Annotated in this window: 21 protein-coding genes; 10 read left to right on the top strand and 11 right to left on the bottom strand. The window is 35.0% G+C overall.

Annotated features, from left to right (window positions below):
- Positions 1 to 5 precede the first annotated feature (5 nt).
- A complete protein-coding gene (locus BB050_RS16320) occupies positions 6 to 1,160 on the bottom strand; it encodes an efflux RND transporter periplasmic adaptor subunit (protein ID WP_066034296.1) in 1,155 nt (384 codons plus the stop codon).
- Positions 1,161 to 1,426: 266 nt separating this feature from the next.
- On the opposite strand from BB050_RS16320, the gene BB050_RS16315 reads away from it, so the two are divergent.
- The 4 genes from BB050_RS16315 to BB050_RS16300 all read left to right on the top strand — a co-directional run bounded on the left by BB050_RS16315 (position 1,427) and on the right by BB050_RS16300 (position 5,089).
- Entirely contained in the window at positions 1,427 to 2,473 is a 1,047-nt protein-coding gene (locus BB050_RS16315; protein WP_066034295.1) for a sensor histidine kinase, read from the top strand.
- A complete protein-coding gene (locus BB050_RS16310) occupies positions 2,470 to 3,201 on the top strand; it encodes a LytR/AlgR family response regulator transcription factor (protein ID WP_066034294.1) in 732 nt (243 codons plus the stop codon). The genes BB050_RS16315 and BB050_RS16310 overlap by 4 nt, the downstream gene beginning before the upstream one ends.
- A gap of 18 nt (positions 3,202 to 3,219) precedes the next feature.
- Positions 3,220 to 3,513: a DUF3861 domain-containing protein gene (locus tag BB050_RS16305; protein WP_008467546.1), complete on the top strand. Its 294-nt coding sequence runs from the start codon at positions 3,220 to 3,222 to the stop codon at positions 3,511 to 3,513.
- Between the two features lie 346 nt (positions 3,514 to 3,859).
- On the top strand, positions 3,860 to 5,089 hold the full coding sequence (locus tag BB050_RS16300; RefSeq protein WP_066034293.1) for a PQQ-dependent sugar dehydrogenase: 1,230 nt from the start codon (positions 3,860 to 3,862) through the stop codon (positions 5,087 to 5,089).
- Positions 5,090 to 5,258: 169 nt separating this feature from the next.
- On the opposite strand, the gene BB050_RS16295 is transcribed toward BB050_RS16300, so the two are convergent.
- Positions 5,259 to 5,873 carry a thioredoxin family protein gene (locus tag BB050_RS16295; RefSeq protein ID WP_008467550.1) on the bottom strand — a complete coding sequence of 205 codons (615 nt, stop codon included), beginning with the start codon at positions 5,871 to 5,873 and terminating at the stop codon, positions 5,259 to 5,261.
- A gap of 6 nt (positions 5,874 to 5,879) precedes the next feature.
- Positions 5,880 to 6,356, bottom strand: coding sequence for a TlpA family protein disulfide reductase (locus BB050_RS16290; RefSeq protein ID WP_066034292.1), 477 nt, complete (start codon positions 6,354 to 6,356; stop codon positions 5,880 to 5,882).
- A gap of 328 nt (positions 6,357 to 6,684) precedes the next feature.
- Between BB050_RS16290 and BB050_RS16285 the strand changes: the two genes are divergently transcribed.
- Positions 6,685 to 7,602: a DsbA family protein gene (locus BB050_RS16285; RefSeq protein WP_066034291.1), complete on the top strand. Its 918-nt coding sequence runs from the start codon at positions 6,685 to 6,687 to the stop codon at positions 7,600 to 7,602.
- A gap of 69 nt (positions 7,603 to 7,671) precedes the next feature.
- On the opposite strand, the gene BB050_RS16280 is transcribed toward BB050_RS16285, so the two are convergent.
- Positions 7,672 to 8,145 (bottom strand): CinA family protein, encoded by a 474-nt coding sequence (locus tag BB050_RS16280; RefSeq protein ID WP_008467556.1) that lies wholly within the window; start codon positions 8,143 to 8,145, stop codon positions 7,672 to 7,674.
- Between the two features lie 330 nt (positions 8,146 to 8,475).
- Here BB050_RS16280 and BB050_RS16275 point away from each other — a divergent pair, with 330 nt between their 5' ends.
- Genes BB050_RS16275 through BB050_RS16265 form a run of 3 tightly spaced genes read left to right on the top strand, consistent with a single transcriptional unit; the run spans position 8,476 to position 9,707 of the window.
- A complete protein-coding gene (locus tag BB050_RS16275) occupies positions 8,476 to 8,964 on the top strand; it encodes a hypothetical protein (protein ID WP_066034290.1) in 489 nt (162 codons plus the stop codon).
- A gap of 34 nt (positions 8,965 to 8,998) precedes the next feature.
- Entirely contained in the window at positions 8,999 to 9,397 is a 399-nt protein-coding gene (locus BB050_RS16270; RefSeq protein WP_008467558.1) for a hypothetical protein, read from the top strand.
- A gap of 37 nt (positions 9,398 to 9,434) precedes the next feature.
- A complete protein-coding gene (locus tag BB050_RS16265; protein WP_066034289.1) occupies positions 9,435 to 9,707 on the top strand; it encodes a PrgI family protein in 273 nt (90 codons plus the stop codon).
- 72 nt (positions 9,708 to 9,779) lie between these two features.
- On the opposite strand, the gene BB050_RS16260 is transcribed toward BB050_RS16265, so the two are convergent.
- The 5 genes from BB050_RS16260 to BB050_RS16240 form a co-directional block, all read right to left on the bottom strand.
- Entirely contained in the window at positions 9,780 to 10,148 is a 369-nt protein-coding gene (locus BB050_RS16260; protein WP_066034288.1) for a SpoIIAA family protein, read from the bottom strand.
- Positions 10,149 to 10,614: 466 nt separating this feature from the next.
- Positions 10,615 to 12,384, bottom strand: a complete 1,770-nt coding sequence (locus BB050_RS16255; RefSeq protein WP_066034287.1) for a RagB/SusD family nutrient uptake outer membrane protein — start codon at positions 12,382 to 12,384, stop codon at positions 10,615 to 10,617.
- 5 nt (positions 12,385 to 12,389) lie between these two features.
- The gene (locus BB050_RS16250) at positions 12,390 to 15,674 is read right to left on the bottom strand and encodes a SusC/RagA family TonB-linked outer membrane protein (RefSeq protein WP_066034286.1); all 3,285 of its coding nucleotides are present in this window, start codon (positions 15,672 to 15,674) and stop codon (positions 12,390 to 12,392) included.
- A 69-nt stretch (positions 15,675 to 15,743) separates the two neighbouring features.
- A complete protein-coding gene (locus BB050_RS16245; protein ID WP_066034285.1) occupies positions 15,744 to 16,667 on the bottom strand; it encodes a FecR family protein in 924 nt (307 codons plus the stop codon).
- 83 nt (positions 16,668 to 16,750) lie between these two features.
- Entirely contained in the window at positions 16,751 to 17,275 is a 525-nt protein-coding gene (locus tag BB050_RS16240) for an RNA polymerase sigma-70 factor (RefSeq protein ID WP_066034284.1), read from the bottom strand.
- Positions 17,276 to 17,540: 265 nt separating this feature from the next.
- On the opposite strand from BB050_RS16240, the gene BB050_RS16235 reads away from it, so the two are divergent.
- Positions 17,541 to 18,605 (top strand): phosphatidylinositol-specific phospholipase C1-like protein, encoded by a 1,065-nt coding sequence (locus tag BB050_RS16235; protein ID WP_066034283.1) that lies wholly within the window; start codon positions 17,541 to 17,543, stop codon positions 18,603 to 18,605.
- A 225-nt stretch (positions 18,606 to 18,830) separates the two neighbouring features.
- The gene (locus BB050_RS16230; RefSeq protein WP_066034282.1) at positions 18,831 to 20,762 is read left to right on the top strand and encodes a metallophosphoesterase family protein; all 1,932 of its coding nucleotides are present in this window, start codon (positions 18,831 to 18,833) and stop codon (positions 20,760 to 20,762) included.
- A 279-nt stretch (positions 20,763 to 21,041) separates the two neighbouring features.
- Here the strand turns inward: BB050_RS16230 and BB050_RS16225 are convergent, their stop codons facing one another.
- Both BB050_RS16225 and BB050_RS16220 read right to left on the bottom strand, forming a co-directional pair.
- Positions 21,042 to 22,667 (bottom strand): glycosyl hydrolase family 18 protein, encoded by a 1,626-nt coding sequence (locus BB050_RS16225; protein WP_008467574.1) that lies wholly within the window; start codon positions 22,665 to 22,667, stop codon positions 21,042 to 21,044.
- Between the two features lie 174 nt (positions 22,668 to 22,841).
- A complete protein-coding gene (locus BB050_RS16220) occupies positions 22,842 to 25,490 on the bottom strand; it encodes a beta-1,3-glucanase family protein (protein ID WP_066034281.1) in 2,649 nt (882 codons plus the stop codon).
- Positions 25,491 to 25,517: the final 27 nt, after the last annotated feature.

The raw sequence follows: 25,517 nt of genomic DNA, 5'->3' as shown, positions 1-25,517 counted from the left end.
TTCTTTTATTTTAAATCGGCGTAAACTGTTTCTGGGCTTTGATTTTGAGGTTTAATTTCAGTTCCTTCTTTTAATGAAGCAACTCCTTCCAATACAATTTCATCACCAGGTTTCAAACCACTCATCACCACATAATAGTTTCCTGCTGAATTGTCAAGTACAGTGATATTCGCATTTCTTGTCTTTTTGTCTTTACCAACAACTACTGCGAACATTTTATCCTGAAGTTCAAAAGTGGCGCTTTGCGGTATTATAATCGCATCTTTAACGAAATTCGGAATCTGCACTGTTGTACTGCTTCCGCTTCTGATAACTCCTTTTGGGTTTGGGAAACGTGCTCTAAAATTTACGGTACCTGTTTCTGTATTGATTAATCCGTTTACAGTTTCTATTTTTCCTTTTTGATCATAAGTCGACCCGTCAGAAAGCACTAAAGAAACTTCGGGCATACTTTTTATTTTTTGGTTTAATGAACCTCCTGCATCTTTAGTGAAATTTAGCAGTACTTTTTCATTCATGGCAAAATAAGCATAGACATTACCAATACTTGAAACTGTTGTTAAAGGCTCTGCTGTATTTGAACTTACCAAACTTCCTAAACGAAACGGAATTGAACCTACAACTCCATTTACAGGGCTCGTTACAGTGGTATATCCTAAATTAACTTTAGCATTTACTAAAGCGGCATTGGCCTGAGCTAAAGATGCCATAGCCGACTCATAAGTATATTGAGCAGATTCTAGATCGTATTTGCTGATAATCCCTTTTTCAACCAATGGTTTCACTTTATTTACAGCCAATTTTGCTGAGCTTACTTCTGCCTGAGCGCTTTTAATGCTTGCTGTTGCAGTACGAACTTGCTGCTCATACTCTGGAGCACTAATTTTAAATAATGGTTGTCCTGCTTTTACGACTGCTCCTTCATCAACAAAAATTTTATCAATATAACCTTCCACTCTTGGGCGGATTTCTATGTTTTGCTGTCCTTGAATACTAGCAGGAAAATCGCTGTTCAAAGTCGCTGATTCCGGCTGTAATGTCACAGTTTTATATTCTTTAATCTGCGGTGCACCTCCGGCCTGAGCCGATTTATCATTTTTACCGCAAGAAGCGATAATAAGTGATGCTGCGAGAATGCTTAAAAATGATGGCTTATTCATTGTGAAAAATGTGTAATTATCGATTATATGCCAACAAAAGAAATAAAATATTACGCACGAAATTTTTCAAATAGACGAACAGCAAGAGACAATCGATAAAGATAAGATGAGAACCGATGGAATTTTTCAAAATATTAAACAACTGTTTAATTTTTATCTTATCGGCTCTAAAATGCTTTTTAGAGACTCTAAATACGGTTTTAGCGATTGCTCAAAATTTGTATTCAAATAAAATGTAATATTGTCGATATAAACTATAAATTGTAATGACACCGAATATTTTCAGACCTTATTTATTTACCGGATTACACATTCTTGGCTGGTCTTTATTAGGATATCTGATGCTGTTTTATATTCCGCTTACTTGGAATGTTGTGCTTCCGCAAGTATTCTGGCTTTGGCAGAGCATAGTACTAATTTTACTAATGGTTCTATTTTATTCTACAGCAAAAATCATAGTTCCAAAAACCATCATAAAAGACAACACTTCCCCTTTCTTGCTTTGGGCATTTGCGGCTGTTATTGCCATGCAGCTCATCGCTTATTTCTATACCTCACAAACCGATCTTCATAATCAGATTATGAAAGCTATTGGTTTTAAAAAATATAAAAATCCTTATTTTGACAATTATGTTTTTACTTTGACATTATTGGTTTTAGGAATAAGCACCAGTTGGGCCATGTTACAGCATTGGCAAAAAGCAGCGCAGCATAAACAGAAACTCGAACAAGACAAAACTGTAGCTGAGTTAGCAATGCTAAAAGCGCAAATCAATCCGCATTTTTTCTTTAATTCGCTTAATAGCATCTATTCATTAACGTATACCAACATTGAGGATTCTAGAAATGCGCTTCATACTTTAAGCCGCATGATGCGCTATTTGCTTTACAGCACGGAAGAAAAAACAACTTTGCTGAAAGAAGCTGAATTTATGAAAGATTTCATTGCTTTAATGAAACTTCGTGCCAATAGCAAACTGACCATTACAACAGATATTCCTGAAAAAATACACGATTACCCAATTGTTCCGATGTTATTATTACCTTTAGTAGAAAATGCTTTTAAACACGGTGTTCATGCCACAGATAAAAGTGAGATTTACATAAAGCTTACACAAAATGAAAGCGAATTGGAATTTGAAGTAGAAAACACTTATTTCGAAAAAACAGCTGTTTCTGATGTGGGTGGAATTGGTTTAGCCAACACCAAGCGAAGATTACAATTGATTTATCCAAATCAGCATTTTATTTCTTTTGGAGTTACCGATCACGGAACGTATAAAATTAAGTTGAAGATAAATTTAGAGCAATGACAGTATTAAAATGTATAGCAGTAGATGACGAACCATTGGCTTTAAGATTGGTGCAAACTTTTATAGAGCAAACTCCGTTTTTAGAATTAATTTCTACTTGCGACAATGCCGTTGATGCCATGGGACTTATCAGGGAAACAAAACCCGATTTAGTTTTCTTGGATATCAATATGCCCAATTTAAGCGGAATGGAGCTGGCAAGGTTAATACAAGATCAAGCTGGACCATTGCCAAAAATTATTTTTACAACTGCTTACAATCATTATGCAATTGAAGGGTATAAAGTAAATGCTGTGGATTATCTTTTAAAACCTTTCAGCTACGAAGAATTTCTGCGCGCCTCTAGCAAAGTTTTACAATTGTCTGAAGAAGCTAATAATCATTTTAATCCCATTGCTGCTGATGATGAGTTTATCTTTTTGAAAGTTGAATACCAATGGGTTAGAATTTCACTAAAAGATATCACGTACATTGAAAGCCTGAAAGATTATGTAAAAGTACATCTTGAGGATTCTCAGAAAGCTTTGTTATCGCTCATTTCCCTCAAAGCTTTAGAAGAAAAACTGCCTTCTTCAAAATTTATGCGAGTGCATCGTTCTTTCATTGTTTCATTAGATAAAATAAGCGCCATCAGCAAAAACTCCATTTTTATTGATAAAATAGAAATAACAGTTGGCGAACAATATAAGGAAGCCTTTAAAACATTGGTCGATAAATGGCTGAAATAAAATTAGAATTACAAAATCATGGAAAAAAGATCAAACAAATATTACCTTACTTTAAGTCTTAAGGAATATGCAAACGGTGAAACGAAACCAGCAAAAGAACTCGGAATAGAATTTGACAATCACGACGAAATTTTTGGAATCATTGAAAAAATCAAACAAAAAAATATTTTTGCAAACGATTCAGAAGCAGTTCAATTTGCTTTAGGATTAAAATTGTTTAGCGAAATCAAATTAAAAAATCGCAAAAACCCTCTTTTTGACGAATTGAACGAAGTTTTTCCCATTTTCATGAAAAAATTGAAAAGTCTTTAAAATCTTCTTTAAAAATAAGGACTCAGCTCAATTTCTTGTAAAATAATAAATGTTAAATTTCTGCTAAGATGAAGACAATCCAATTCGTATTGGCAATATTTTATCACAATTTTCCGTTCCAATTAAGCATGTCCCACTAAATGCTTTTTCCAAAAGAAGTTTAATTTCTCTTTTGAAATTCTACAGCTCCATATAAAATGGCATCAGCATTTAGGCATTCTTAATTGAAAATAAACAGAGAATTCGTTCGAAACTGACCATTTCAACTTTAACGAATCTCTATTCTTCTCTTTCGAAATGTTCGATAATGCAAAAATTTATTGTTAACCATTAAAATAAAAGCATTATGATAATTCAAAAAAGTATTTTTCTTCTTGCAGGAATTCTTGTTTTAGGCAGTTGCTCTAATAACGACAATACTGACGGAGGCACAGATCCAGGACCAACGGGGCCTCCTGTAGAAACGGGAGCGGCAAATACGACTTATCAGCCCGCTTTTGCAGGGCAGACACGCGCAGGAAGTATCCAAACTACCACCGAAATTGAATCTAAAATTATTACCAGTGGCTTAAGTGCTCCTTGGGGAGTTGCTTATCTTCCTGACGGACGTCTGCTTGTAACTGAAAAAGCAGGCAAAATTAAAATCGTAACTCAAGCAGGTGTTATCAGTAATGCCTTAACTGGCGTTCCCGCTGTTAATCCAGATAGCCAAGGCGGATTGCTTGGAATTTGTCTAGATCCTGCATTTGCTACAAACCGAATGATTTACTGGGTGTTCTCTGAAGTTGTTGGGGGCGGAAATATTACCGCTGTTGCGAAAGGAAGAATTTCAGACGACGAAAAAGCAATTGAAAATGCAACCGTAATTTATCGTTCTAACACTCCAAACGCTAGCACACTGCATTACGGAGGGCGAGTTTTATTTGATAAAACTGGAAATTTATTTGTAAGCATTGGCGAGAGATCAGTTTTGGAAACACGTCCGTTGGCGCAATCTGTAACAAGCAGTTTGGGTAAAATTGTTCGTATCACAACAAGCGGACAGGCAGCACCAGGAAATCCATCATTTACTCAGGCTGGGGCTCTACCAGAACTTTATACCATCGGACATAGAAATCCACAGGGATTAGCTATACATCCAACTACAGGCGAATTATGGCAAAGTGAGCACGGGCCTAGAGGCGGTGACGAAATTAACCGAATTAAGGCTGGAGCAAATTACGGCTGGCCAACAATTACTTACGGAATTGAATATAGTGGTACGAAAATTGGAGAGGGTATTACGCAGCAAACCGGAATGGAACAGCCTGTTTATTATTGGGATCCTGTAGTTTCACCAAGCGGTATGACGTTTTACGCCGGAAAGCGCGTTCCAGAATGGCAAAATAATCTTTTTATTGGTTCTTTGAGCGGTATGCATATTGTACGCTTAGCTTTTAAAGACAATAAAGTAGCTGGAGAAGAAAGATTATTGGCTGGAGAAGGACAAAGATTTAGAGATATTACACAAGGAAAAGATGAAGCATTATACGCCGTTACCGATCAAGGAAGACTTTACAAAATAGATAAAAAGTAAACTTGTTCATCTATACATGCCAAAAAAACGCCCCAAATATGGGGCGTTTCGTGTTTTTAAGATTTTGTTTTTTTTTAGTTTCAGGTTTCAGGTTTCAAGTTTCAAGTTTCAAGTTTCAAGTTAAACGCAACGGAATAAAATCTGAAACATGGAACTTGAAACAAAAAACTTAAGCTTTTGCTTTTCTTTTTACCGTACAGCCAATTTCTTTCGTTTGCGTAATTGCTGGTTTCTGTCCGCTTTTTAATGACGCGATTACATCTTCGGCATATTTTATTTTTTGAGGATTATTTCCTTCTGGATCATTATCGATTGCTCCAACATATTCAACAACATTTCCTTTTGCAGTTTTAGAAACGATAAAAATATGAGGCGTACGCTTTGCTCCATACTCATCCGTAATTTTCTGTCCTGGATCAAACAAATATGGGAAAGGATATTTTTTGTCTTTTGCTAAATCTTGCATTTTAGCAAAAGTGTCTGCCGTAGAAGCTTCAGGATCGTTTGGATTGATTGCAATTACTGGATATCCTTGCGGTTTAAATTTTTTATCCAAATCGATAATTCTCTGTTCATATCCAATTGCGTATGGACAAGTATTGCAGGTAAAAACTACAATATATCCTTTTGCATCTTTAAAAGTTCCGAAAGAAACTTCTTTGTTGTCCACATTTTTCAGTTTGAAATCTGGAGCTGCATCGCCCGCTTTAAGTGTTACCGCATTTTGTGCGTGAGATAGAAATGCAGAAAATGCTAATGCCAATAATAAGATTATTTTTTTCATAATGGTTTACAGTTTTTTATATTCAGTTAATAATTGTTCATAGGTAAATTCGCTTTCGACAAATTTTCTTTTGTCATTTTTAATAAAAAGTGTTGCAGGAATACTTCCAGACCAACTCGGATCAATTCTATCAATAAATTCTTGTGGACTGCTTTCATTTAATAAAAAGACTTCATTCTTTAGATGCTTCCTTTTCACAAACGGAACTACGTTGGATTCTAATTTCGATTTAAAATCTAAACTTACTAACAAAACAGCCAGTTTTTCTGTTTTATGATCTGCTGCTAATTTCTCAAAATGCGGTAATTCTTTTATACACGGCGCGCACCAAGTTGCCCAAAAGTTAACAACATAAGTGCTATCTTTTCCGTTTTTAATTCTTTCATTAAGCTGATTGATATTAATTAGCTTCACATTCTGACTATAAGCAGAAACCGAAATAATACCGAATAAAAACATATAGAAAAGAAACTTAATTTTCATAAGAAGAATGCTTTAGAATTAATTTGTGTCTTACAAATATAAACTAATGAAATCTTACTTTTTGTTAATGAAAGTTTAATGATTTTTTTAGGTACCAAGTTGCAAAGAGGCAAAGTTTATTATACCGATCCAAAACCTATTTATTCAGAAATGAAATCCCCTAGATTCTAGTCATGTTTTCTTGACTAATTGACTGGCTATCATATTCTGCTCAACTTTGCAGCATGTTCATAAATCCGAGAGTCTTTTAAAAATTACTATGAAAATACTGTCGATACTATTAATCCTGATTTTCAGTGTAAACTGTCAGTCACAAACAAATTCTAAAATGAGTGAAGACAAAACAAATCCGCTATTATGCGATCCTGTAAGCGGAATGTGCGAGATGCCTGCTGGCGAAAAATCGAATGCAAAAACGGTTATTCCAGCAGAAAACAAACCAGTCAAGATCATTTACTATACCGATCCTATTTGCTCTTCTTGTTGGGGAATTGAACCTCAGCTTAGAAAATTAAAACTAGAATATGGCGACTATTTTGAAATTGACTATAGAATGGGCGGCTTATTGCCTGATTGGAGTTATAATAGTGGCGGAATAAGCAAACCTTCTGATGTTGCGCATCATTGGGACGAAGCCAGTTTGTATTACGAAATGCCAATTGATGGAAATGTTTGGCTTGAAGATCCGTTAGATTCTTCATATCCATCATGCATTGCTATCAAAGCAGCGCAAATGCAGAATAAAGAAAAAGCGGTGAAATTTATGCGTATTCTTCGCGAAGAATTATATCTAAACAAAAAGAATATCGCAAAATGGGAAAACCTAGCAGAAGCTGCAAAAACTGCCGGATTGAATGTGGAAAAATTAAAAACGGATTATGATGGAGATGCTAAAAAGTTTTTTCAAGAAGATTTAAATCTAGGAAAAACTCTTGGTGTACGAGGTTTTCCAACTTTATTTTTGGCCGATGCCGATAATAACCAGCTAACTGTTTATGGCTCTAAACCTTACAATGCTTATGAAAATGCTTTGTTAGCCTTATTTCCTGAAGCAAAGAAGAAAAAATTCATGAATAGTAATTCATTGTCCATTTTTGAAGTTTATCCAACACTTGCTCCAAAGGAATATGCTGCTATTCACGATATTTCTGTTAGTGTGGCAAAAATAATTCTAGAGGAATTATTCAGCCAAGGAAAATTGGATAAAAAGACGATTAAAAATGGCGCATTATACTGCAAAAAATAATTCGCTAGTAAAAAATTAAAAGCCGTAAAGATAATTTCTTTACGGCTTTACTATTTTAATCTTTGTTCTTTAAATTTCCATCAAAATCAAATCGGCTACAACATCTATTGCTTGATTGATAATACTTTCTGGAGATCCTTTAAACTCATAACGTTTGGCAATTTGTTTTTCTCCAAAAATAATATGAATAAAAATAGTCCCCACAGGCTTTGACTCGCTTTCACTTCCTCCTGGTGTTGTCAGTCCTGTTAACCCGACACAGATATCCGAACCCACATAGCGGTAAAAATTTTGAGCCATTAACTTGGTTACCTCTGCAGATTCGGCGCTATACTGTTCAATGGTTCCCCACGGAATATGAAGCAAATCTTCTTTCATTGAAGAATGATAACATACTATTCCTCCTATGAGAATTTTTCCCGAATTAAGAACTGTCGAAAATTCGTAACACATTTTTCCAGCCGAAGCGCTTTCCGCAAATGATATTGTGAGGTTCTTTTCTATTAAAGTCTGACAGCATGCGGTTACCTTATCTGACGCCATATTGATTTTAAATTTAATTACACGTTAATTTCAACCCAAATGTAGATTGTTACGATATAGTAAACTTACATAATTTCTTACAATATTTACATTATAAGTAACTGTTAATTATGCAACTATGGCTTATTTTTTTATAAGAACTTCCTTCTCTTAACGCACTAAATTTGTAAAAACAGCTTTTAAAGTCAATTATAATCCGAAAAAAATGTAAAAGCCTAAATGCCATGACTTTTAAAAGCAGGACAAGACAATTACAGTAAACTGTAAAGATTTGCAGATTTCACTATGAAGATTCAATCTTTGAAAAATTAATAATCAAAAAACACTATTATGGAAAAGCAACACAACCATGATTATGGTCAATTTGATCCTGATTATATCGAACAAAATACTCTTCTCGACGGTACTTACTCTAATGAAGACGAGTTTAAACAAGTTTTACATAAACATGACAATCGAGAATTTGGCGAAAGCGATCCTGATTATTATGAACAAAATACGCTGATTGACAATGACAATTATGCACGAGATGAAGATCCGTATCAGTATCAGGAAGAGTTTATTGAAGATCCATTGCATCCTAAGGGAGATTTTGAGCCGAATACAAATATCCGTTCAGAGAACATTCCAAATCAGGAAAGAATTGTAAATGAGGATGATGCCATTACAAACGATGGCACACAAGATGATTTAAATGATGAATATGATCCTGATTTGGATTATGAAAATGATCTGGAAAAAGACGTCGATCTGGATAAGGATGAAGAATTGGATGATTTTGATGCAGAACATTATCCTGAAAATCACCCAAGAGAATAACAAAAATTTCGTAAATTGTAAAGCATTAAGCGATATGACTTTAGCCACTCAAATTGTCTGGCTTTTTGTACTAGCAATTCCAATTGCTTGCATCAGCTGGACTGTCACACACGAAGAGATTTTTAGAGAACCGCATGAATGGTGTGTCAGACATTCTAAAAATGACAAATACATACTGTCAAGGAAGTTTTTTTATCTCCTTACGTGTGAATATTGCTTTAGTCATTACGTTACAATTGCGTTTCTGATTATCTGCGGTTATAAACTTTTGTTAAATGACTGGAGGGGATATATTTTGGCAGGGTTTTCTCTAGTTTTTATGGCAAATGTCTACATGAGTCTTTTTGCTCTTTTGCGCCAAGCCATAAAAAAGGAAAAGGTCGAAATTGAGAAAATTGAGAGTGAAACTGACACTGAAAACAGTAAAAATTAAAAATAACAAAAAAGTATAATTAAAATTAATTGGCATTATGGAGAATTTAAATTTTATAGACCCATTATTACACGGAATTAAACCTGAAAGCAAACCGTTACATCTGTCAGTAAAACAAATGGTATGTGCTGGAGTTGGTGCTCTTTTAGCATCGGCAGTTTTGAAGAAAACGGGACATCCAAAAGCAAGTGCTGTTGTAGGAAGTCTTGCATTACCAATTTTGGCATCGGCATGTTATAAAAAATATAGTCAAGTATCTAAAGACAAAATTGATGCTCAATCAAGCAGCGGTATCGAATACAATCACTAAAATTTTATAAACCATCATAAAAAAAGAGCGCTTATATGTTATAATAAGCGCTCTTTTTTATTGGCTACTGGATTAATTTATATTTCCTTCTACCCAGTTTAATGCTTTATTAAAATCAACTTTTTTATAACCACGAAACTCACCTGGAACAATATAGCTAAATCCGTTTGTGAAAGAAATGATTTCGTCTGTATCCGTGACGATTGCTGCTCTATTCCATTTCCCCAAATTTTTCAAACCGAGAAGAGCGTCTTGCAACCAAGCACCTGCTGTAAAATTTTCAATATCAGTATCTAAAACCAACAAAAAATTAATTTCATTAGTTTGTTTTACCAAATGTTCAACGGCTGGGGTTACTGTTGTCACAAAATCTTCTTTTGTCACTTCTGCCAATGCTCTAAAGGCAACAATATTATCTGTAGTATCAATTTGATGTATCATGATTTTTATACTTTTTGAGTTATTAATGATGTTTTTATTTGAGACATTTGAAAATGTAAAATTTAAACTCAAATTTACTTATTATCAATTAGATACGGATTACATTTAACTATTCGTTTATTATATTTTTTTAAGGCCCAAAGGGACAAAGTTCCAAAGAGACAAAGGTTTCTTTGATTGCGGAAAATTCTTTGCGTTAGATGCGCTGCAGTGCATCTCTACAGTGCAGAAAAAAACTTAGAATCTTAGCACCTCAGAACCTTAGCATCTAAAAAAAGCCTGCTTTTTTTTGAAAACAGGCTTTTTGAAAAAAAAATAAAAAATAAACTAACACACAAACTTTAAAGATTTTAAGTGACAAAGTTTTTTAATTACTAAAAAATTCATTGTAAATATTTAGTGTTAGATTTAGTGCTTTACTTTGCACCTTTGTCACTTTGTTACTTTGTTACTCTAAAAAACAAACTTAATTGTATCCTTGATTTTGTTTGAATTCCTTAGTCACATCAATTGTTGATTGTGGAATTGGGAATACTCTTCGGTAAGGTTGTGAAGCAGCTTTTGCTGTTCCAGCAAGATCAAATTTTCCGAAACGGATCATTTGCGGTCTTCTGTATAACTCCCAATATAATTCAAAACCAATCTCGTTATATAAAACGTTTTGGTCGATTGCTGTTAAAGCTTTTCCTGGTGTACTTCCATATAAAGATTCTCTTTTTCTGCTGGTACGCAATTTGTTCAAATCATCCATTGCAGCACCAGTATTTGCTTTTCTAAAATAAGCTTCGGCTCTCATGGTATAAATTCCTCCCAAACGGAATAATGGAATATCAACATTACTGTTTCCGTTTCCTCCTTCTGGATCAAATTCATATTTAAACACACGTGCTCCTTGATTAATTTCGTTTTGAGCGAAAACTGCCTGAGCTGGATTCTTAAAGGTTAAAGAAGGCGTAAAATCCATTCTCGTTGTCGTGCTTTTTTCCATGTATAATGGAGAAACTTTTATACGTCCGTTAACCATTTCCAATGAACCAGATGACAATAAGATTGGTCCATATTGTGGTCCATACTGAATTCCTCTATTAAAGTGAAACCAAGGCAAATTGGCACTTTTCGGTACAATGTCTGTTGCTGGAACACTAATATCTGTTCCATCATTCATAAACCATGTTCCATCAGTATATTGGTATTTTTGCTGAAATCTCGGATCGTCATGATTCCCATCCCATGTTGCAAAAAACTCAGGAGTTGTACAAGCCGCATTGGTTCCTCTATTTGCAGCAGAAGTTCTCTGGTTACGCTCCATACACACATAAGCAAAACTGTTAGAACCATTTCTGATGTAATCAATCTTCTGAGAAATCGCAAAAATCAATTCTTTTCCTTTGTCATTGTCTCTTGCAAAGTTTTTGAAATAATCACTTTCTAAAGAATATTTTCCAGAATCAATCAGCAAAGAAGTATAATAAATTACACGATCCATATCTGTTCCTGTACCCGTTGCTGCCGCTTCAGTAAAATTAAAGCTTGAAGATGCATTATAACGATCCTTAAAAACAGCACGATTCAAATACATCTGCGCTAAAAATCCATAAGCTGCTTCTTTTGTAAATCTTCCATGATGCGTCTGCTGCGTTCCCATTTCTGCTAAATCTGGCAATAAAGCTTCTACATCTTTTATCAATTGATCAATTTGCGTATCGGCTTTTAAAATCTGTAAAGGCGCATTCGGATTCATCGGGTCTCTATAAGGCGCTTGACCGTACAAATCTAAAGTTGTGTATAAATAATATGCTAAAAGTCCTTTCGCTTCCGCTAAAAATAATTTCTTCTCTGAAATTGAACTTTCTTCAACTGATTGAATAGCCGTTAGGGAACGCGTAATTCCGTTTGTCAATTTATTCCAGTTATCTACCACAATTGCATTATCCGATTTCCAAGTAAACTCATGCATGTCTCTCCATTTTCCTCCGTCTCCCCAGTCACTTCCACGAGTTGGCAGGATGGCCTCATCTGTCGTATATTCCTGTAAAGAGAAAACACCGCCGTGATCTACAAAAGTTCCATCTCCCAAACGGTCATAAGCTGCTGCAAGAGCTCCGGCAGGATTTGATGCATCTTCTCCCAAAACCTCATCCAGAACAACTTCGTCAAGATTGGTACAGCTTGCAAAAAGCCATATAAAAGAGAATATCGCTAATGTTTTAATATTAAAAATTGTATTTGTCTTCATAATAATTATAGTTTTAAAGTTGCTCCAAAACTGAATGTTCTAGAAGTTGGATAACTCGCATAATCAATACCGATAGATTGGTTTCCTCCGTTAGATTTCGGACTGTTGATTAACGGATCGTAACCTGTGTAATTGGTAATCGTAATTAAGTTCTGACCTGTAACATAAAGCGTTAATCCGTTGATCCAGTTTAATCCTTTCAAATCAAAATTGTAACCAATACGAGCCGTATTCAATCGGATAAAGTCTGATTTTTCTAAGAATAAAGTCGACAAGATTGGAGAGTTTGCAGGATTTGCTCCAGACTCATAATAATTTGTAGCCACATTACGGTCAGATGCAAGGTTATTGATATTTAATGCATTTAAACCTGTATTATTCAATAAATAGCCTCCCGTTTGCCCGATGATAGAAAATGAGAATGTAAAGTTTTTGTATCTCATATCACTATTAAATCCGTAATAGAAAGTTGGTAAAGCTCCTTCGATAATGATTCTGTCGCTATTGTCAATTTTACCGTCTCCGTTTTGATCTTTAAAGATATTTGCTCCATTGGCATCAAAACCAATGTGTTCCAACAAATAGAATGATCCCGCTGCGTATCCGCTTTTGTAAATATTCGCATTTACACCCGATTGCCCAGGACCAGAAATTGTTCCTGTCAAAATTTCTGAAACCGGAAGATCTTCAATTTTATTATGAAGCGTTGCTCCATTCATATCAATATTCCAAGAGAAGTTTTTAGTGTCCACTATTTTTGAACCTAACATAAACTCGATTCCTTTATTGATGATTTTACCATCAATATTCGTCCAGATTGTAGTTGTTGGGCTCAAAGCTTGAGATGGAACATTTAAAATCGCATCGGTAGTCGTTTTATTGAAATAATCCAATGTTCCATACAACTTGTCATTCCATAAATTGAAATCTAGACCAACGTTATATTGCGTTACAACCTCCCATTTCAAATCAGGATTTGGTGTTCTGTTTACAGAAACTCCATTCACTAGATTTAAATCGTCGTATAAATAATATCCATCAGCTCCAGATAAAGAGTAGCTTGCTTGCGTAATTTTGTTTTCAACTTCTTGGTTTCCTGTCTGTCCCCAGCTTGCTCTTAGTTTTAAATTGTTTAATGTCGAAGAATCTCTTAAGAAACTTTCGTTAGCAATATTCCATCCTAAGGCAAATGATGGGAAATAACCATATTTGTTGTTTTTACCAAAACGAGTAGAACCATCACCTCTCATAGAAGCTGTTAAAAGATATCTGTTATCAAAACTGTAATTCAATCTTCCAAAATAAGACTGCAATTCGTTTTCTTGCGCGTAACCTGTTGTTCCAGATTGCGTTCCTTTAAAACCAGGATTGATTGAAGGCGGAACTCCCTCACCTTGATTTGCGATTCCGTCAATGCTGAAACTTGTACCCGATCTTTCAAATTTTTGGTATGAAAAACCTCCTAAAGCTTCAATTTTATGTTTATCTAAATTCAAATTGTACGTTAGATAATGCTCAACTAAAGAGTTTTTAGAGTCTAAATTATTCTGAACATATTTCCCTTTCGGATTCAAATCGGTTAAGTTTGGAAAAATGGTTGTGTTTCTCTCCGCCATCGAACGATCCACACCTATGTTCAATTTATATTCTAATCCGTCAATAATTCTAAGAGACGCTTCTAAGTTTCCTAAAACTCTTAAAGTTCTAGTCTGATCTTGGTAAATGCTCAACAAATACGCTGGGTTGTAATGCGCATTCATATTGAAATTGGTATAATTTCCATTCGCATCAAAAACAGAACGGGTCGGGTTTGCCATTAAAGTATGCACAATCAATTGTCCGTTTGAACCACCGTCATCACTTGTTGGAACACCGTCATCTTTAGTTTCACTCGCCGTAAGATTCATTTTTACTTTCAAACGTTTGTTATCTAAAAATGATTCAGCTGCATTAATTCTTCCAGAAAGACGTTTGAAATTACTGTTGCGAACCACACCTTCCTGATCCATTTGAGCAATCGAAGCGTAATAGTTTCCAGAATCTGTCTGTTTAGAAAAAGATAGCGAATTGTTTGTTGTAATAGCTGTTCTGTAAATTACATCTTGCCAATCTGTATTTCCACCGTGATCAAACGCTTTATCTTTAATGGCATTTCTATATTCGCTTGCGCTTAAAACATCAAGTTTGTTAGCCACAGTTGCAACTCCTGTATAAGTATCAAAAGTTAATGTTCCTTCACCTTTAGAACCTTTTTTAGTGGTTACCAAAACCACTCCGTTAGATCCTCTCGCTCCATAAATGGCAGAAGCAGATGCATCTTTCAAAACCGTAATCGATTCGATATCGCTTGTATTCAAAAAGTTCAATGGATTTTTAGCCGAAGAAGTTCCAAATCCAACATTACTTCCCGACGGACTCACATCGTCATTAGACAAAGGCACACCATCTACAACAAACAACGGCGTACTTCCGCTTCTAATAGATCCAACTCCACGAATGGTTACGTTTACTCCCGCTCCTGGCTCACCACTTGTATTTACAACACGCACACCAGCCACTTTTCCTTGTATTAAATTATCTACAGAAACGTTTACACCTTGTTTGAAGTTTGCTGCTTCCAATTGTGTAACCGCACCAGTAACGTCTTTTTTAGATTGTTTTCCGTAACCTACAACCAAAACTTCATTTAATTCCGCTGTATTTGGATCTAATTGAATGGTCATAAAACCAGTTTGTACGGCAACTGTTTTAGTTTTATAACCCATATAAGAAATATCAATCGTTTTTCCTTCTCCAACTGTAATTTCAAATTCTCCATCGAAATTAGTTACCGTTGAATTTGACGAACTTGTTTCTGTAATTGTTGCTCCAGGAATCGGCAATTTATTTTCATCGACCACTTTTCCTTTTACTTTAATTCTGTCAACCGCTTTAGTATTAACTGCTTTTGGCGCAGCTGTTTTTTGAATTAAAACTAGTTTTCCGTTAATGTTATAATTAAAATTGGCTTTTTTAGAAAGATCATTCAAAATCGCCGTAATAAACTCACTGTTATAATTTACTGCATAAACTGTATTATCAGCAATTACAGCTTGTCCATAACTGAATTTGTAGTCAGTCTGTTGCGTTAATTTTGAAAAAATAGAGACAAGGGTAGCTTTTTCTATTTTATTTGTTACTTTTGGTTCTTTTAGCAAATTAGTTTTACTATAACCGCTCTGAAAGGCAAGTAAAGCCAGAACTAAAAAGACAAAACTCTTTAGATTTAAATAAGAAGGTTTAAAATACATGATTTAAGTAATTGTTTTTACGATGCTTAATTATTAATGGCAGTTGTTCCCGCAACTGCTTTTTTGTTTTTAATCCACTTTTACTATTTCGCCATAAACTTTAAATTTTAGGTTTGTGATATAATTTATTTGTTCCAAAACATTTTCTAATGTCGCGTCCTTCTTGATGAATACCGTTAACGGCGTTGCTAATACGTGTTTGTCATCATACTCAAATGAAACTCCGTATTTGTATTGTAAAATGGTGATTACTTGTTTTAAAGTAGTTTGCTCCAACGTCACATCTTCATTATACCAATTCACCAAAAAAGCTTTATCAGCCATTTGTTTGGTTAACTTTTGAGACTCAAATAAAGCTTCCTGATTCGGCACTAAATCTACACTCTGCCCTTTTCCAGAAACATTTACTTTTCCGGTTACTACGATTACCTTACAGTTTAATTTTGATAATTGAATGTGGAATGAAGTTCCTACAACTCTGGTTTGTATTTCGCCAGAATGAATAATAAAAGGATGCTGTTTGTCTTTGGCAATCTCAAAAAACGCATTTCCTTTTAGTAAGGAAACCGTTCTTTGATTGCCTTCAAATTTTTCAGGATACTGAAATGATGAGTTTGCTGCCAGATAAATTTTCGAACCGTCACTTAATTGGATAGATTTGGGAATCGATGACGTTTTAAATGTGATTTGTTTTTGGTTTAAAACATTTGGTCTCAAGAAAAATCCTAAACCAAGCAGAAAAAGAATGCTGGCAGCAGCTATATATTTTAAATAAGGACGGAAAGATCTCTTTCTTCCAATTCTTAATTGAATTTCTTCATAGATATTTTGAGATTCGATTTCTGGGTTTCCCATAAAATCATTATCCCATTTTGAATTCTGATATTCGCTGAAAGCAAAATCATGTAATAAATTTTCTTCTGCCGATGAAGTTTTTCCTCGCGAACTTTTATCCAGCAGATATTCTAAACTATGTTTGATTCTTTTTATCATAATACTTATTGTTATGAATAAGTACCAGAATCACGAAATCGTACTATCGCCAAATATTATGAAAACATCAAGCGAAAGTTATTTTAAAATTTTTGATTGAAAATAATAAATGGAGCCAACCAAGCCAAGTCTTTTAAGCCTTCACGAAGTTGCTTAACCGCCGATGAAATCTGATTTTTTACGGTTTGTTTAGAAATCCCAAGTTCTTCTGCAATCTGATCGATTGTCATATCTTGAAATTTATACATCAGCAAAACTTCTTTTCGTTTTTCTGGAAGTTTGTCTAATAGAGAATAAAGCAGATCCATAATTTCTGGATCAATTGTTGAAAAATTATCTATAATGTAGTCTTCAAATTTTTCTTCTAAAATAGTCTTATCAAAACGATTGTTCTGGTAATGTTTGAAAACCTGATTTTTTACTGCACGAAACAAAAACGGTTCAATTGCATTAATATTCAGTTCTTCTTTTCTCTCCCATAAATCCACAAAAACATCCTGAACAATGTTCTGCGCCAAGTCTTTGTCCTGAGTCATCGTATAAGAAAAAGCGTTGAGCTTTTTCCAATATTGGTTATACGTCTGTTCAAAAATTTCAGGATTATTCATACGGCAATTAGAGGCTTTATACTATCGTAAAATAAGGAAATGAAACTCCAATCTTTTTTGCGTCAATGTTATGTTTAAATTAAAAAATAAACACATTTGATGTAGAAATACTACTTTTTTCAAGCAGAAATAGGAATGCCTTTGCGATTTCTTTTTATTAAACTAACATCAAAATCGAGCATGACACTTAATTTAGTCACTTTCAAAAAATGGAATTTTCTTTTGATGCGTCCCAGTCAAACAGTTTTAATTACATTTTAGAATTATGAAATCATTCTTGTTCACTTTATTATTTGCCAGTGCTTTAAATTTAAGTGCTCAAATGCAAAACGACAATCTGAAAATTAACCAGCTTCAGGTTATCGGATCACATAACAGTTATCGTCACGCGATTGAAACTGACTTATACAATCTTATTCAAGCTAGAGATACTTCTCGTTCGCTTAAAGGTTTGCAATACACTCACATTAGCATTACCGATCAATTAAACAAAGGTTTGCGAAATCTGGAAATTGATATTTTTGCTGACGCGAAAGGCGGAAAATATGCGCACCCGAAAGGTTTGGAAATTGCGAAATCTGAAGAAGATTACGACCCAAACGGACTAATGAAAAAACCAGGTTTTAAGGTTTTTCATATGCCAGATATCGATTTTAGAACTTCTTGCTATACTTTCGAAATCTGTCTTCAGGAATTAAAAAAATGGTCAGATGCCAATCCAAATCATGTTCCTGTTTTCATTACTCTAGAACCAAAAGACGGCGATGCTAATTTCTTCGGAACAAAACCAGAAGATTTCACCACTGCAGTTTTTGACGAAATGGATAAATTAATCCCTAAGGAATTAGGAAAAGACAAATTGATTACGCCAGACATGGTTCGCGGAAAATATAAAACACTCGAAGAAGCAGTATTGAACAACAATTGGCCAACCCTAAAAGAAGCAAAAGGAAGATTTTTATTCTTATTAGATAACAACGGCGCAAAAAGAGATTTGTACGCATTGAATCACCCGTCCCTTAAGGGGCGCGCCGTTTTTATTAACGCCGAACCAGGAAAACCTGAAGCTGCTGCTTTGTTCAGAAACAATTCTGAAGATCCGCAAATCGAAGAATTAGTTAAAAAAGGCTATTTAATAAGAACTAGAGCCGATTCTGATACCAAAGAAGCGCGCGCCAATGATTATTCCCATTTTGAAGCTGCTAAAAAATCAGGCGCGCAAATCATCACAACCGATTATTATCTGCCAAGCACTTTTTTTAATTCTTCTTATCAGATTAAATATGATGATGGAAGTTATGTTAGAAATAATCCTGTAAATGTGCCTTAATTTTTTTCTTAACCGCAAAGGACGCAATCCCGATAGCTATCGGGATACGCAAAGTTCGCAAAGATTTTTTTATTTAAGATTACGTTTATAAACTCAAAGTTCGCAAAGCTTTGTGGGCTTGTTTATTTTATAAATCATACTTAAAATCTTTGCGAAAAAACTCCGCGATCTCCGCGATCTCCGCGATCAAAAAAATGATTCCTAATTTATTCAAAGTATAAAACTATGAATTCAAGATTTACAATAGTATACATAATATTGCTCCTAGTTTTCTTCAATAATAAAGCATCAGCACAAAAAGCAAAAAATCTCAACGGAACACAAATCGCATTTTTATCTGATGTGCATTTACAAGATTTATTTGGCAAGCTTTCAGACTCTGATTACAAAGGCGTTTTGAATCCGAAAACGGGTCAATATACCTTGCTTCGAACCATGTCATCTCAGCTACATTCTACACGAATTTTCAATGAAAACTATTTTGCATTTATAGCTGCTTTAGAAGATATCGCAAAGCGAAAAATCAAATACGTGGCGCTTCCCGGAGATTATACCGATGACGGTCAACCGATTCACGTTCGCGGATTAGCCACAATATTAGAACAATACACCAAAAAATACGGAATAGAATTCTTCATCACAACGGGAAATCACGATCCAGTTGGGCCTTTTGCTCAAGAATCAGGCAAAGAAGATTTCTTAGGAAATGATGGTAAAAGTCAGCCCATTTTTAGCAAAGACGGCCTTTATAAGCCCAATTTAAACATCGAACAGCCAGTAGTTGTTACAGCCGATATTGCTAAAATGGGTTATTTAGGAATTACAGATCAGCTTCATGATTTTGGTTTTCATCCCAATAAAAAATACAAATTCTGGGCAACTCCGTTTTCTTCTTATACAAGCAAAAATTATACATTCGAAAAAGCTTTAGAAAGTTCAAAATTGGCAAATCGAGTATATGAGGTAACTCCAGGTTATGAAGTTCCAGATGTTAGTTATGTTGTAGAACCTATCGACGGGCTTTGGTTAATGGCAATAGACGGAAATGTTTATATTCCGAAGAAAAATGCTTCTGCTGAAAAAGATTCTAAAAATTACAACGAAGCCAGTACAGGTTACAATAATGTACTTTCTAACAAAAAACACCTTATAAAATGGGTTGAAACGATTTCGGCGGAAGCCCAAAAACAAGGAAAAACTTTAATTGCTTTCAGCCATTTTCCTATGATTGATTTTAACGATGACGCTTCCGCAGAAATAAAAGAATTGCTCGGTCCAAACAAATGGCAGTTAAATCGTGTTCCTGTTGAAGAAGTGGCACAAGTTTTTGCTGATGCGGGACTAAAAATTCATTTTGGCGGACATATGCACATCAACGATACGGGAGTTCGAACTTCTTCAAAAGGAAATACTTTGGTTAATATTCAGACGCCATCTCTTGCTGCTTATATTCCAGCTTATAAATTATTGACTTTCAAAAAAGATAATCTTGTAGATATTCAAACTATTACTATTGATGATGTTCCGAGATACAACGAACTTTTTGATTTGTATAAAATGGAATATCAGTTTTTGGAAAGTCAGAACGCACAAGACATTTGGAATATTGATATTTTAAAAACAAAAAACTATCACGATTTTACCGATTTTCATTTAAAAGAATTAGTACGTCTTCGATTCTTAAAAGACGATTGGCCTTCTGCTTTCAAAGATTTTATATTGAATGTTTCTGCAAAAGATTTACTAGTTTTAGCCAATATGCAATCGGATAAAGATTTTGATTTTATTCTTAAAAATAAAGATCAATTTCAAAAACAATGGAATGAAGCTAAAGCTAAATCTGAAAAAGTTCTAGCTCAGAACAATCTCAAAAAAGAAAACTTCAATTGGTCTGGTTACGATCTTCTGGTAGATTTTTATCGTTTTAGAAGCGCAGATGAATTGGCTTTAGCCGATGTTGGAATTCAAAGAGCAAAAGAATATAAAGTCTTGTCTCATTTATTTTTAGAAGGTTCTAAAGCTGATCTTTCAAAAGATAATCCGCTACAAAAACAGATGAAATTATTTCTTATTATCTTCAATAAATTTATGCACGAAGTTCCAGCAGATCATTTTACAGTTGACTTGAAAAATGGAGAAATTAAGAGTGTCAAGTGATTCTTTTTTTTTTACCGCAAAGCACGCAAAGATTTTTTATCTCTGTAAACTTATAAAAAACGCAAAGTTCGCAAAGCTAAACTCAAAACTTTGCGAACTTTTTATTTTATAAAATTTAACTTAAAAAAACTTTGCGCTCTTTGCGTAAACCTTTGCGTGCTTTGCGGTTTAAAAAAAGACTATTATGGTTAAACAAAAGGCTATCATTTCTGACAGCCTTTATCACATTAAAACCTAAAATTTAATGTATCTAAAACCATTATGGCAAATGGGTTAGTATTATTTTTTAATAAAACGTCTTACCGTTTTGATTCCGTTTTTCTCAACTGAAATCAGATAAATTCCTGTTTTTAAAGTAGAAACATCAATACTGTTATTGTTTACAGTTTGAGAGAAAACAGTTGCACCGCCTTCTGTGTTGATGACATTTACATTTCCGCCAGAAACCTCTGTGCTAAAGAAAAGCTGGCTTTCAGTTGGGTTCGGATAAACTTCCAAACTTGCAATTGATTGTTCTGTAGTTGGCGCAGCTGTTCTTGCCGTTGAACCCGATTTTGTTATTCTAAACCAATTGATATTAAAGCCAGTATTTTGAACATAGATTCCAAAATTATACGTTCCTGCATTTACGTTTACGGTTTGCGTAATCGTCTGCCAGTTTTGCCATCCTCCTGTATTTGGAACATTTATGGCACCAAGCTGAATCGTTCCTGCATTTAAATCTGATGATAATCTACCGCCTGTAACCGCACTTGAAACGCGATATTCTATTTGATATGAACCAGAAGTTGGAAAATTAATATTGTAATACGCCATCCAGTCTCCTGTATCGCAATATCCAACGTTTAAACCTCCACCTGTATCAGTTGTTGCTTCGGTTTGAACCCCACTCATCGTATTGTAATTTTCGGCTTGAATTAAAGTTCCTGTTCCTGGAGAAGTACCTCCAGTAATTACCTGATTAATGGCATTTAACAAAGATTTTGTTCCTGTTGCATCTTGAGATAATTCCCAAATCATAACTCCTCCCGCATTTTGAATAGCAAAAGTCGTTTTTTGTTTGATGGTTGGAATTCCGTTATAATAAATCGTATTTCCCACCTGATCCAAATTTTCAGCTCCTGGATATTGAGCCACGATATTCGCATAAGAAATTCCCTGATTGGCAGAAGCGCCAAAACCATAACCATAAAACGGAAGTCCGATAATAGCTTTGCTGGCTGGCAATCCTCTTCCTGTCCAGTAATTAAATTGGTTTACTGCCATGCTGTAAGGAGAATGCTGACCCGGATTGTTTGGTGCCCAAGGCCCAGTTGCATCATAAGCCATAATATTGATCCAGTCATAAGCCGCAAAAGTAGATGAAGGTACATTGGCACCACCATATCCTTCTGAAAGCGCTGCTGAAATCAATTTGCCATTAGCATGCAATTTATTAGCCAAAGCGATTACAAATCCGCCGTAATCTCCGTTAATTGCTGGACCTTCCAAATCAACGTCTACTCCATCAAAATTGTGTGCCACCACATAATCATAGATTTTCTGGATAAAAGCCGTTCTGTTGGCTGGCGTTATTAAATTAAAATAATTATCGCGAATTGGTCCGCCTTCTGAAACAGAACCTCCTCCTAGCGATACAAAAACTTTAACGTTTTGGGCATGCGCCGCATTGATAATTGCATTACTTCCTGAATTAAAGCTTAAATAACCATTAGCATCAGGATTTTCGAACGCAATATTAATATGCGTCAATTTACTGTACTGAATCGTACTTGAAAAGGCATTCAAATCAATCCAGTTCGGAACATAAGCTATTACTTTCTTTTGGGCCGAAACTAAATTAAAAGCCCCCAACACTAAAATAATCATGCATTTCTGCAGCATTCTTCGGTAATTGTTTTTCATAATAATTGTTTTAATAGATTAATAAACTCGTAAACATGGGACGGTTATTTGAGTTATATATTTTGATTTAAGATTTCAGACTTTAGATTTTTTGATTTGATTTATAATCTAATACCGTAGAACTAACACTACGTAAATTATAATCTAAATTTAAAGCCTGAAATCACTTTAAAACTATTTCTTTATGAATCGCTTGATGGTTTGCTTACCATCTTTCTCAAAAACTATAAAATAGATTCCTTTTCTAAGATGCGAAACATCAAAACTATTGTTGGTTATTTTTTGTGAAGCCAAAGTAGTTCCAGTTTGAGAATCCACAATTTTTGCAGTTCCTCCAGAAAGATCTGTGGTAACAAAAAGAGTATTTTCTACTGGACTTGGATAAACATTTAAAACCTTTTCTTCTGGCTCTTCCACCGTTTCAGTTGCGGCCATTCTTGCTGTTCCTGCCACTTTTGTGATTTTAATCCAGTTAATATTCATTCCCGTATTCTGAATATAGATTCCGAAATTATACGTTCCTGCGTTTACATTTACGGTTTGCGAAACAGTCTGCCAATTTTGCCAACCTCCTGTATTCGGAATATCAACATTTCCTAAAACAATTGCTCCAGCATTCAAATCAGAAGATAATCTTCCACCTGTAACTGCGCTTGCCACTCGGTATTCAATTAAATAAGATCCTGTTGTCGGGAAATTAATATTGTTATACGCTAACCAGTCTCCAGTTTCTGTATAACCAACATTTGGACCGCCGCCTGTATCTGTAGTTGCTTCGACTTGAATACCGCTCATCGCTGAATAATCTTCTGCTTGAATCAATACTGAAGTTTGTGAACTTGTTGCGGAAACTAATTTCCACTGTCCGCAAGTCTGATTGTTATTATCCCACTGTTGCACAATAGCGCCAGAAGCTGTACTTGCTCCTGCAACCTCAACAATTCTTCCGCTATGACGGGCAACAATTTTATAATAGCCATCTCCAGTAGAAACCAAAATAAACTGCTGATTTGTTGTGGCGTTATACGGATACTGCTCTACTCTTGCACCATTGGCCTTATTAAAATTATTAATGTCCATCGACATGCCGCTATGGTTAGCAATGATTTTATACATTCCGTCTCCTAAATGCGTAAAAGTAAATTTCTGATTGTTTCCAGAATTCAAAGCGCCTTGATTGATTCCTGCTCCGTTTGACATACTAGAATTCCAAACATCCATGTATAAACCGCTGTTTTTGTTTTGAAGAAAGAAAGTCTGATTTCCTAAAGTTGCCGTTCCGTTTGCAATAACTCTGATCGAACTCACTTTATCGTTCCAAGTGGTATTCAAACAAGAATTATCAGAATTGATTACGGTTGAAGCGCCTCCAAAATTATCGTCTTGATATAAAATCGCCTGATAACCTTGAGTGATTTTAAGTGAAGAAATATCATCATTTAAAACTCCTAAAGAATTCAAACGAGCCAGATTATAATCTCCAATTGTTAATCCGCCAGAGAAACCTGTGTAATTGCAATCTTTATAAACTGTAATAACATCTGTCGATGCTGGAACTGAAGGTGTAGTAAGTCCGTAATAACCTCCAAACGTAGCAATAACTTTTGTCGGCTGTGGCGAATGAAGCGATGGCGACTGATCGGCAACATCATCATAAGCAAATCCGTAGGCCAAATTATCGATATTAATTCCTGGCAAATGCCAAAATTTAGAATAATGATTGGTTGGGTTTGTTTGATAATATTTTGATGCATCGTACCAATTCTGCTGTCCCGGATTTGCCGTTGTAGTGTTTACCACATGACGGTTGATCGCAGCCGTTAATTGAGCTTGAATTACTAAATCCAGATCTCCGTCGACCAATCTTCTGTCCAAGACGCCTTTTCCTTCAAGCGCTTCTTGAGTCGTTGGTCGGTTTTGAACACGTCCTGTTCTTCCCACAAAAGCGCCAGATTGCCCAACCATTTCTAGTTGTTCTCCAATCACTCTTCCTTTAAAAACTCCTGCATCTCCTGCATAAAAGATTAAATCTTCATTTTTGTATTTGTTCCAAATGGCATCAATATAAGATTTTAAATAGTTTTCGTATGGTCCTCCTTGTGCATAAGCTGGAGTTTTTGATGGTGCTGTAATTTCGCCTGTCGCATCATTTACACATCCTTGAAATTCTGCTGGAACATTCGCTTTAAAAGCGGCAACAATATCTGCGTGTTTTTTCAAATCTCCCACTTTCTTTTGGTAACCGTTTGCTCCAAACAGTTCCAATCCCATTGGATATTTGTATGAATCTACACGGGTTGGATTTCCGAAGAAACCATATTGATTGTTCGTCAACTCGATCATTTCATATAAAATTCCCTGATTTGGATCTGTAGCATTCTGCGGATTTGGCGAAGCATATCCAGAAGGCGCTCCGCTAGCTCCAAAAAAGTAAAAGTACAATTGCGATCCTTTAGAAATAAAAACTCGGCATCCTGCGATTAAAGGCAAAGTGAAGGTTTTGTTCGGAATTTCACTCAGTTTTGTAAAACATGCCGCATATTTTGAGTTTTGTCCAGGCCCAGTATTTCCTCCATAAGTTGGTCCGGTAACCGTATTGTAAGAAGCACTCATTGGCAAAACCTGACTTGTTTTGGCATTTACCCAAACATGGTTTCCTGTAGTATAATCGATTCCAACAATGGCAACATAAAGATCGCTGTCTGCAAAAGTGGAATTATTACTTATAGTAAAAGGAACTGGCCCCTGACCGTACATAAAAGTCGAAAACACTAGAAACAGTGCGGTCAGAATAGAAAATCTTTGAAATTTATTGTTTTTCATATCTAAATAATTTTGGGGTTACATAAT

The organism is Flavobacterium anhuiense (assembly GCF_001705175.1).
Lineage (GTDB): Bacteria > Bacteroidota > Bacteroidia > Flavobacteriales > Flavobacteriaceae > Flavobacterium > Flavobacterium anhuiense.
Note: the sequence above shows the minus strand (reverse complement) of the source record. Positions and strands in the feature narration are given on the sequence as shown.

What these genes read in the sequence shown, in the direction of transcription:
- BB050_RS16315 (WP_066034295.1), top strand. Translation starts at nt 1,427, where the DNA reads ATGACACCGAATATTTTCAGACCTTATTTATTTACCGGATTACACATT.
- BB050_RS16220 (WP_066034281.1), bottom strand. Translation starts at nt 25,490, where the DNA reads ATGAAAAACAATAAATTTCAAAGATTTTCTATTCTGACCGCACTGTTT.
- BB050_RS16250 (WP_066034286.1), bottom strand. Translation starts at nt 15,674, where the DNA reads ATGTATTTTAAACCTTCTTATTTAAATCTAAAGAGTTTTGTCTTTTTA.
- BB050_RS16300 (WP_066034293.1), top strand. Translation starts at nt 3,860, where the DNA reads ATGATAATTCAAAAAAGTATTTTTCTTCTTGCAGGAATTCTTGTTTTA.
- BB050_RS16265 (WP_066034289.1), top strand. Translation starts at nt 9,435, where the DNA reads ATGGAGAATTTAAATTTTATAGACCCATTATTACACGGAATTAAACCT.
- BB050_RS16255 (WP_066034287.1), bottom strand. Translation starts at nt 12,384, where the DNA reads ATGAAGACAAATACAATTTTTAATATTAAAACATTAGCGATATTCTCT.
- BB050_RS16275 (WP_066034290.1), top strand. Translation starts at nt 8,476, where the DNA reads ATGGAAAAGCAACACAACCATGATTATGGTCAATTTGATCCTGATTAT.
- BB050_RS16310 (WP_066034294.1), top strand. Translation starts at nt 2,470, where the DNA reads ATGACAGTATTAAAATGTATAGCAGTAGATGACGAACCATTGGCTTTA.
- BB050_RS16305 (WP_008467546.1), top strand. Translation starts at nt 3,220, where the DNA reads ATGGAAAAAAGATCAAACAAATATTACCTTACTTTAAGTCTTAAGGAA.
- BB050_RS16260 (WP_066034288.1), bottom strand. Translation starts at nt 10,148, where the DNA reads ATGATACATCAAATTGATACTACAGATAATATTGTTGCCTTTAGAGCA.
- BB050_RS16270 (WP_008467558.1), top strand. Translation starts at nt 8,999, where the DNA reads ATGACTTTAGCCACTCAAATTGTCTGGCTTTTTGTACTAGCAATTCCA.
- BB050_RS16290 (WP_066034292.1), bottom strand. Translation starts at nt 6,356, where the DNA reads ATGAAAATTAAGTTTCTTTTCTATATGTTTTTATTCGGTATTATTTCG.
- BB050_RS16245 (WP_066034285.1), bottom strand. Translation starts at nt 16,667, where the DNA reads ATGATAAAAAGAATCAAACATAGTTTAGAATATCTGCTGGATAAAAGT.
- BB050_RS16235 (WP_066034283.1), top strand. Translation starts at nt 17,541, where the DNA reads ATGAAATCATTCTTGTTCACTTTATTATTTGCCAGTGCTTTAAATTTA.
- BB050_RS16240 (WP_066034284.1), bottom strand. Translation starts at nt 17,275, where the DNA reads ATGAATAATCCTGAAATTTTTGAACAGACGTATAACCAATATTGGAAA.
- BB050_RS16285 (WP_066034291.1), top strand. Translation starts at nt 6,685, where the DNA reads ATGAGTGAAGACAAAACAAATCCGCTATTATGCGATCCTGTAAGCGGA.
- BB050_RS16320 (WP_066034296.1), bottom strand. Translation starts at nt 1,160, where the DNA reads ATGAATAAGCCATCATTTTTAAGCATTCTCGCAGCATCACTTATTATC.
- BB050_RS16230 (WP_066034282.1), top strand. Translation starts at nt 18,831, where the DNA reads ATGAATTCAAGATTTACAATAGTATACATAATATTGCTCCTAGTTTTC.
- BB050_RS16295 (WP_008467550.1), bottom strand. Translation starts at nt 5,873, where the DNA reads ATGAAAAAAATAATCTTATTATTGGCATTAGCATTTTCTGCATTTCTA.
- BB050_RS16280 (WP_008467556.1), bottom strand. Translation starts at nt 8,145, where the DNA reads ATGGCGTCAGATAAGGTAACCGCATGCTGTCAGACTTTAATAGAAAAG.
- BB050_RS16225 (WP_008467574.1), bottom strand. Translation starts at nt 22,667, where the DNA reads ATGAAAAACAATTACCGAAGAATGCTGCAGAAATGCATGATTATTTTA.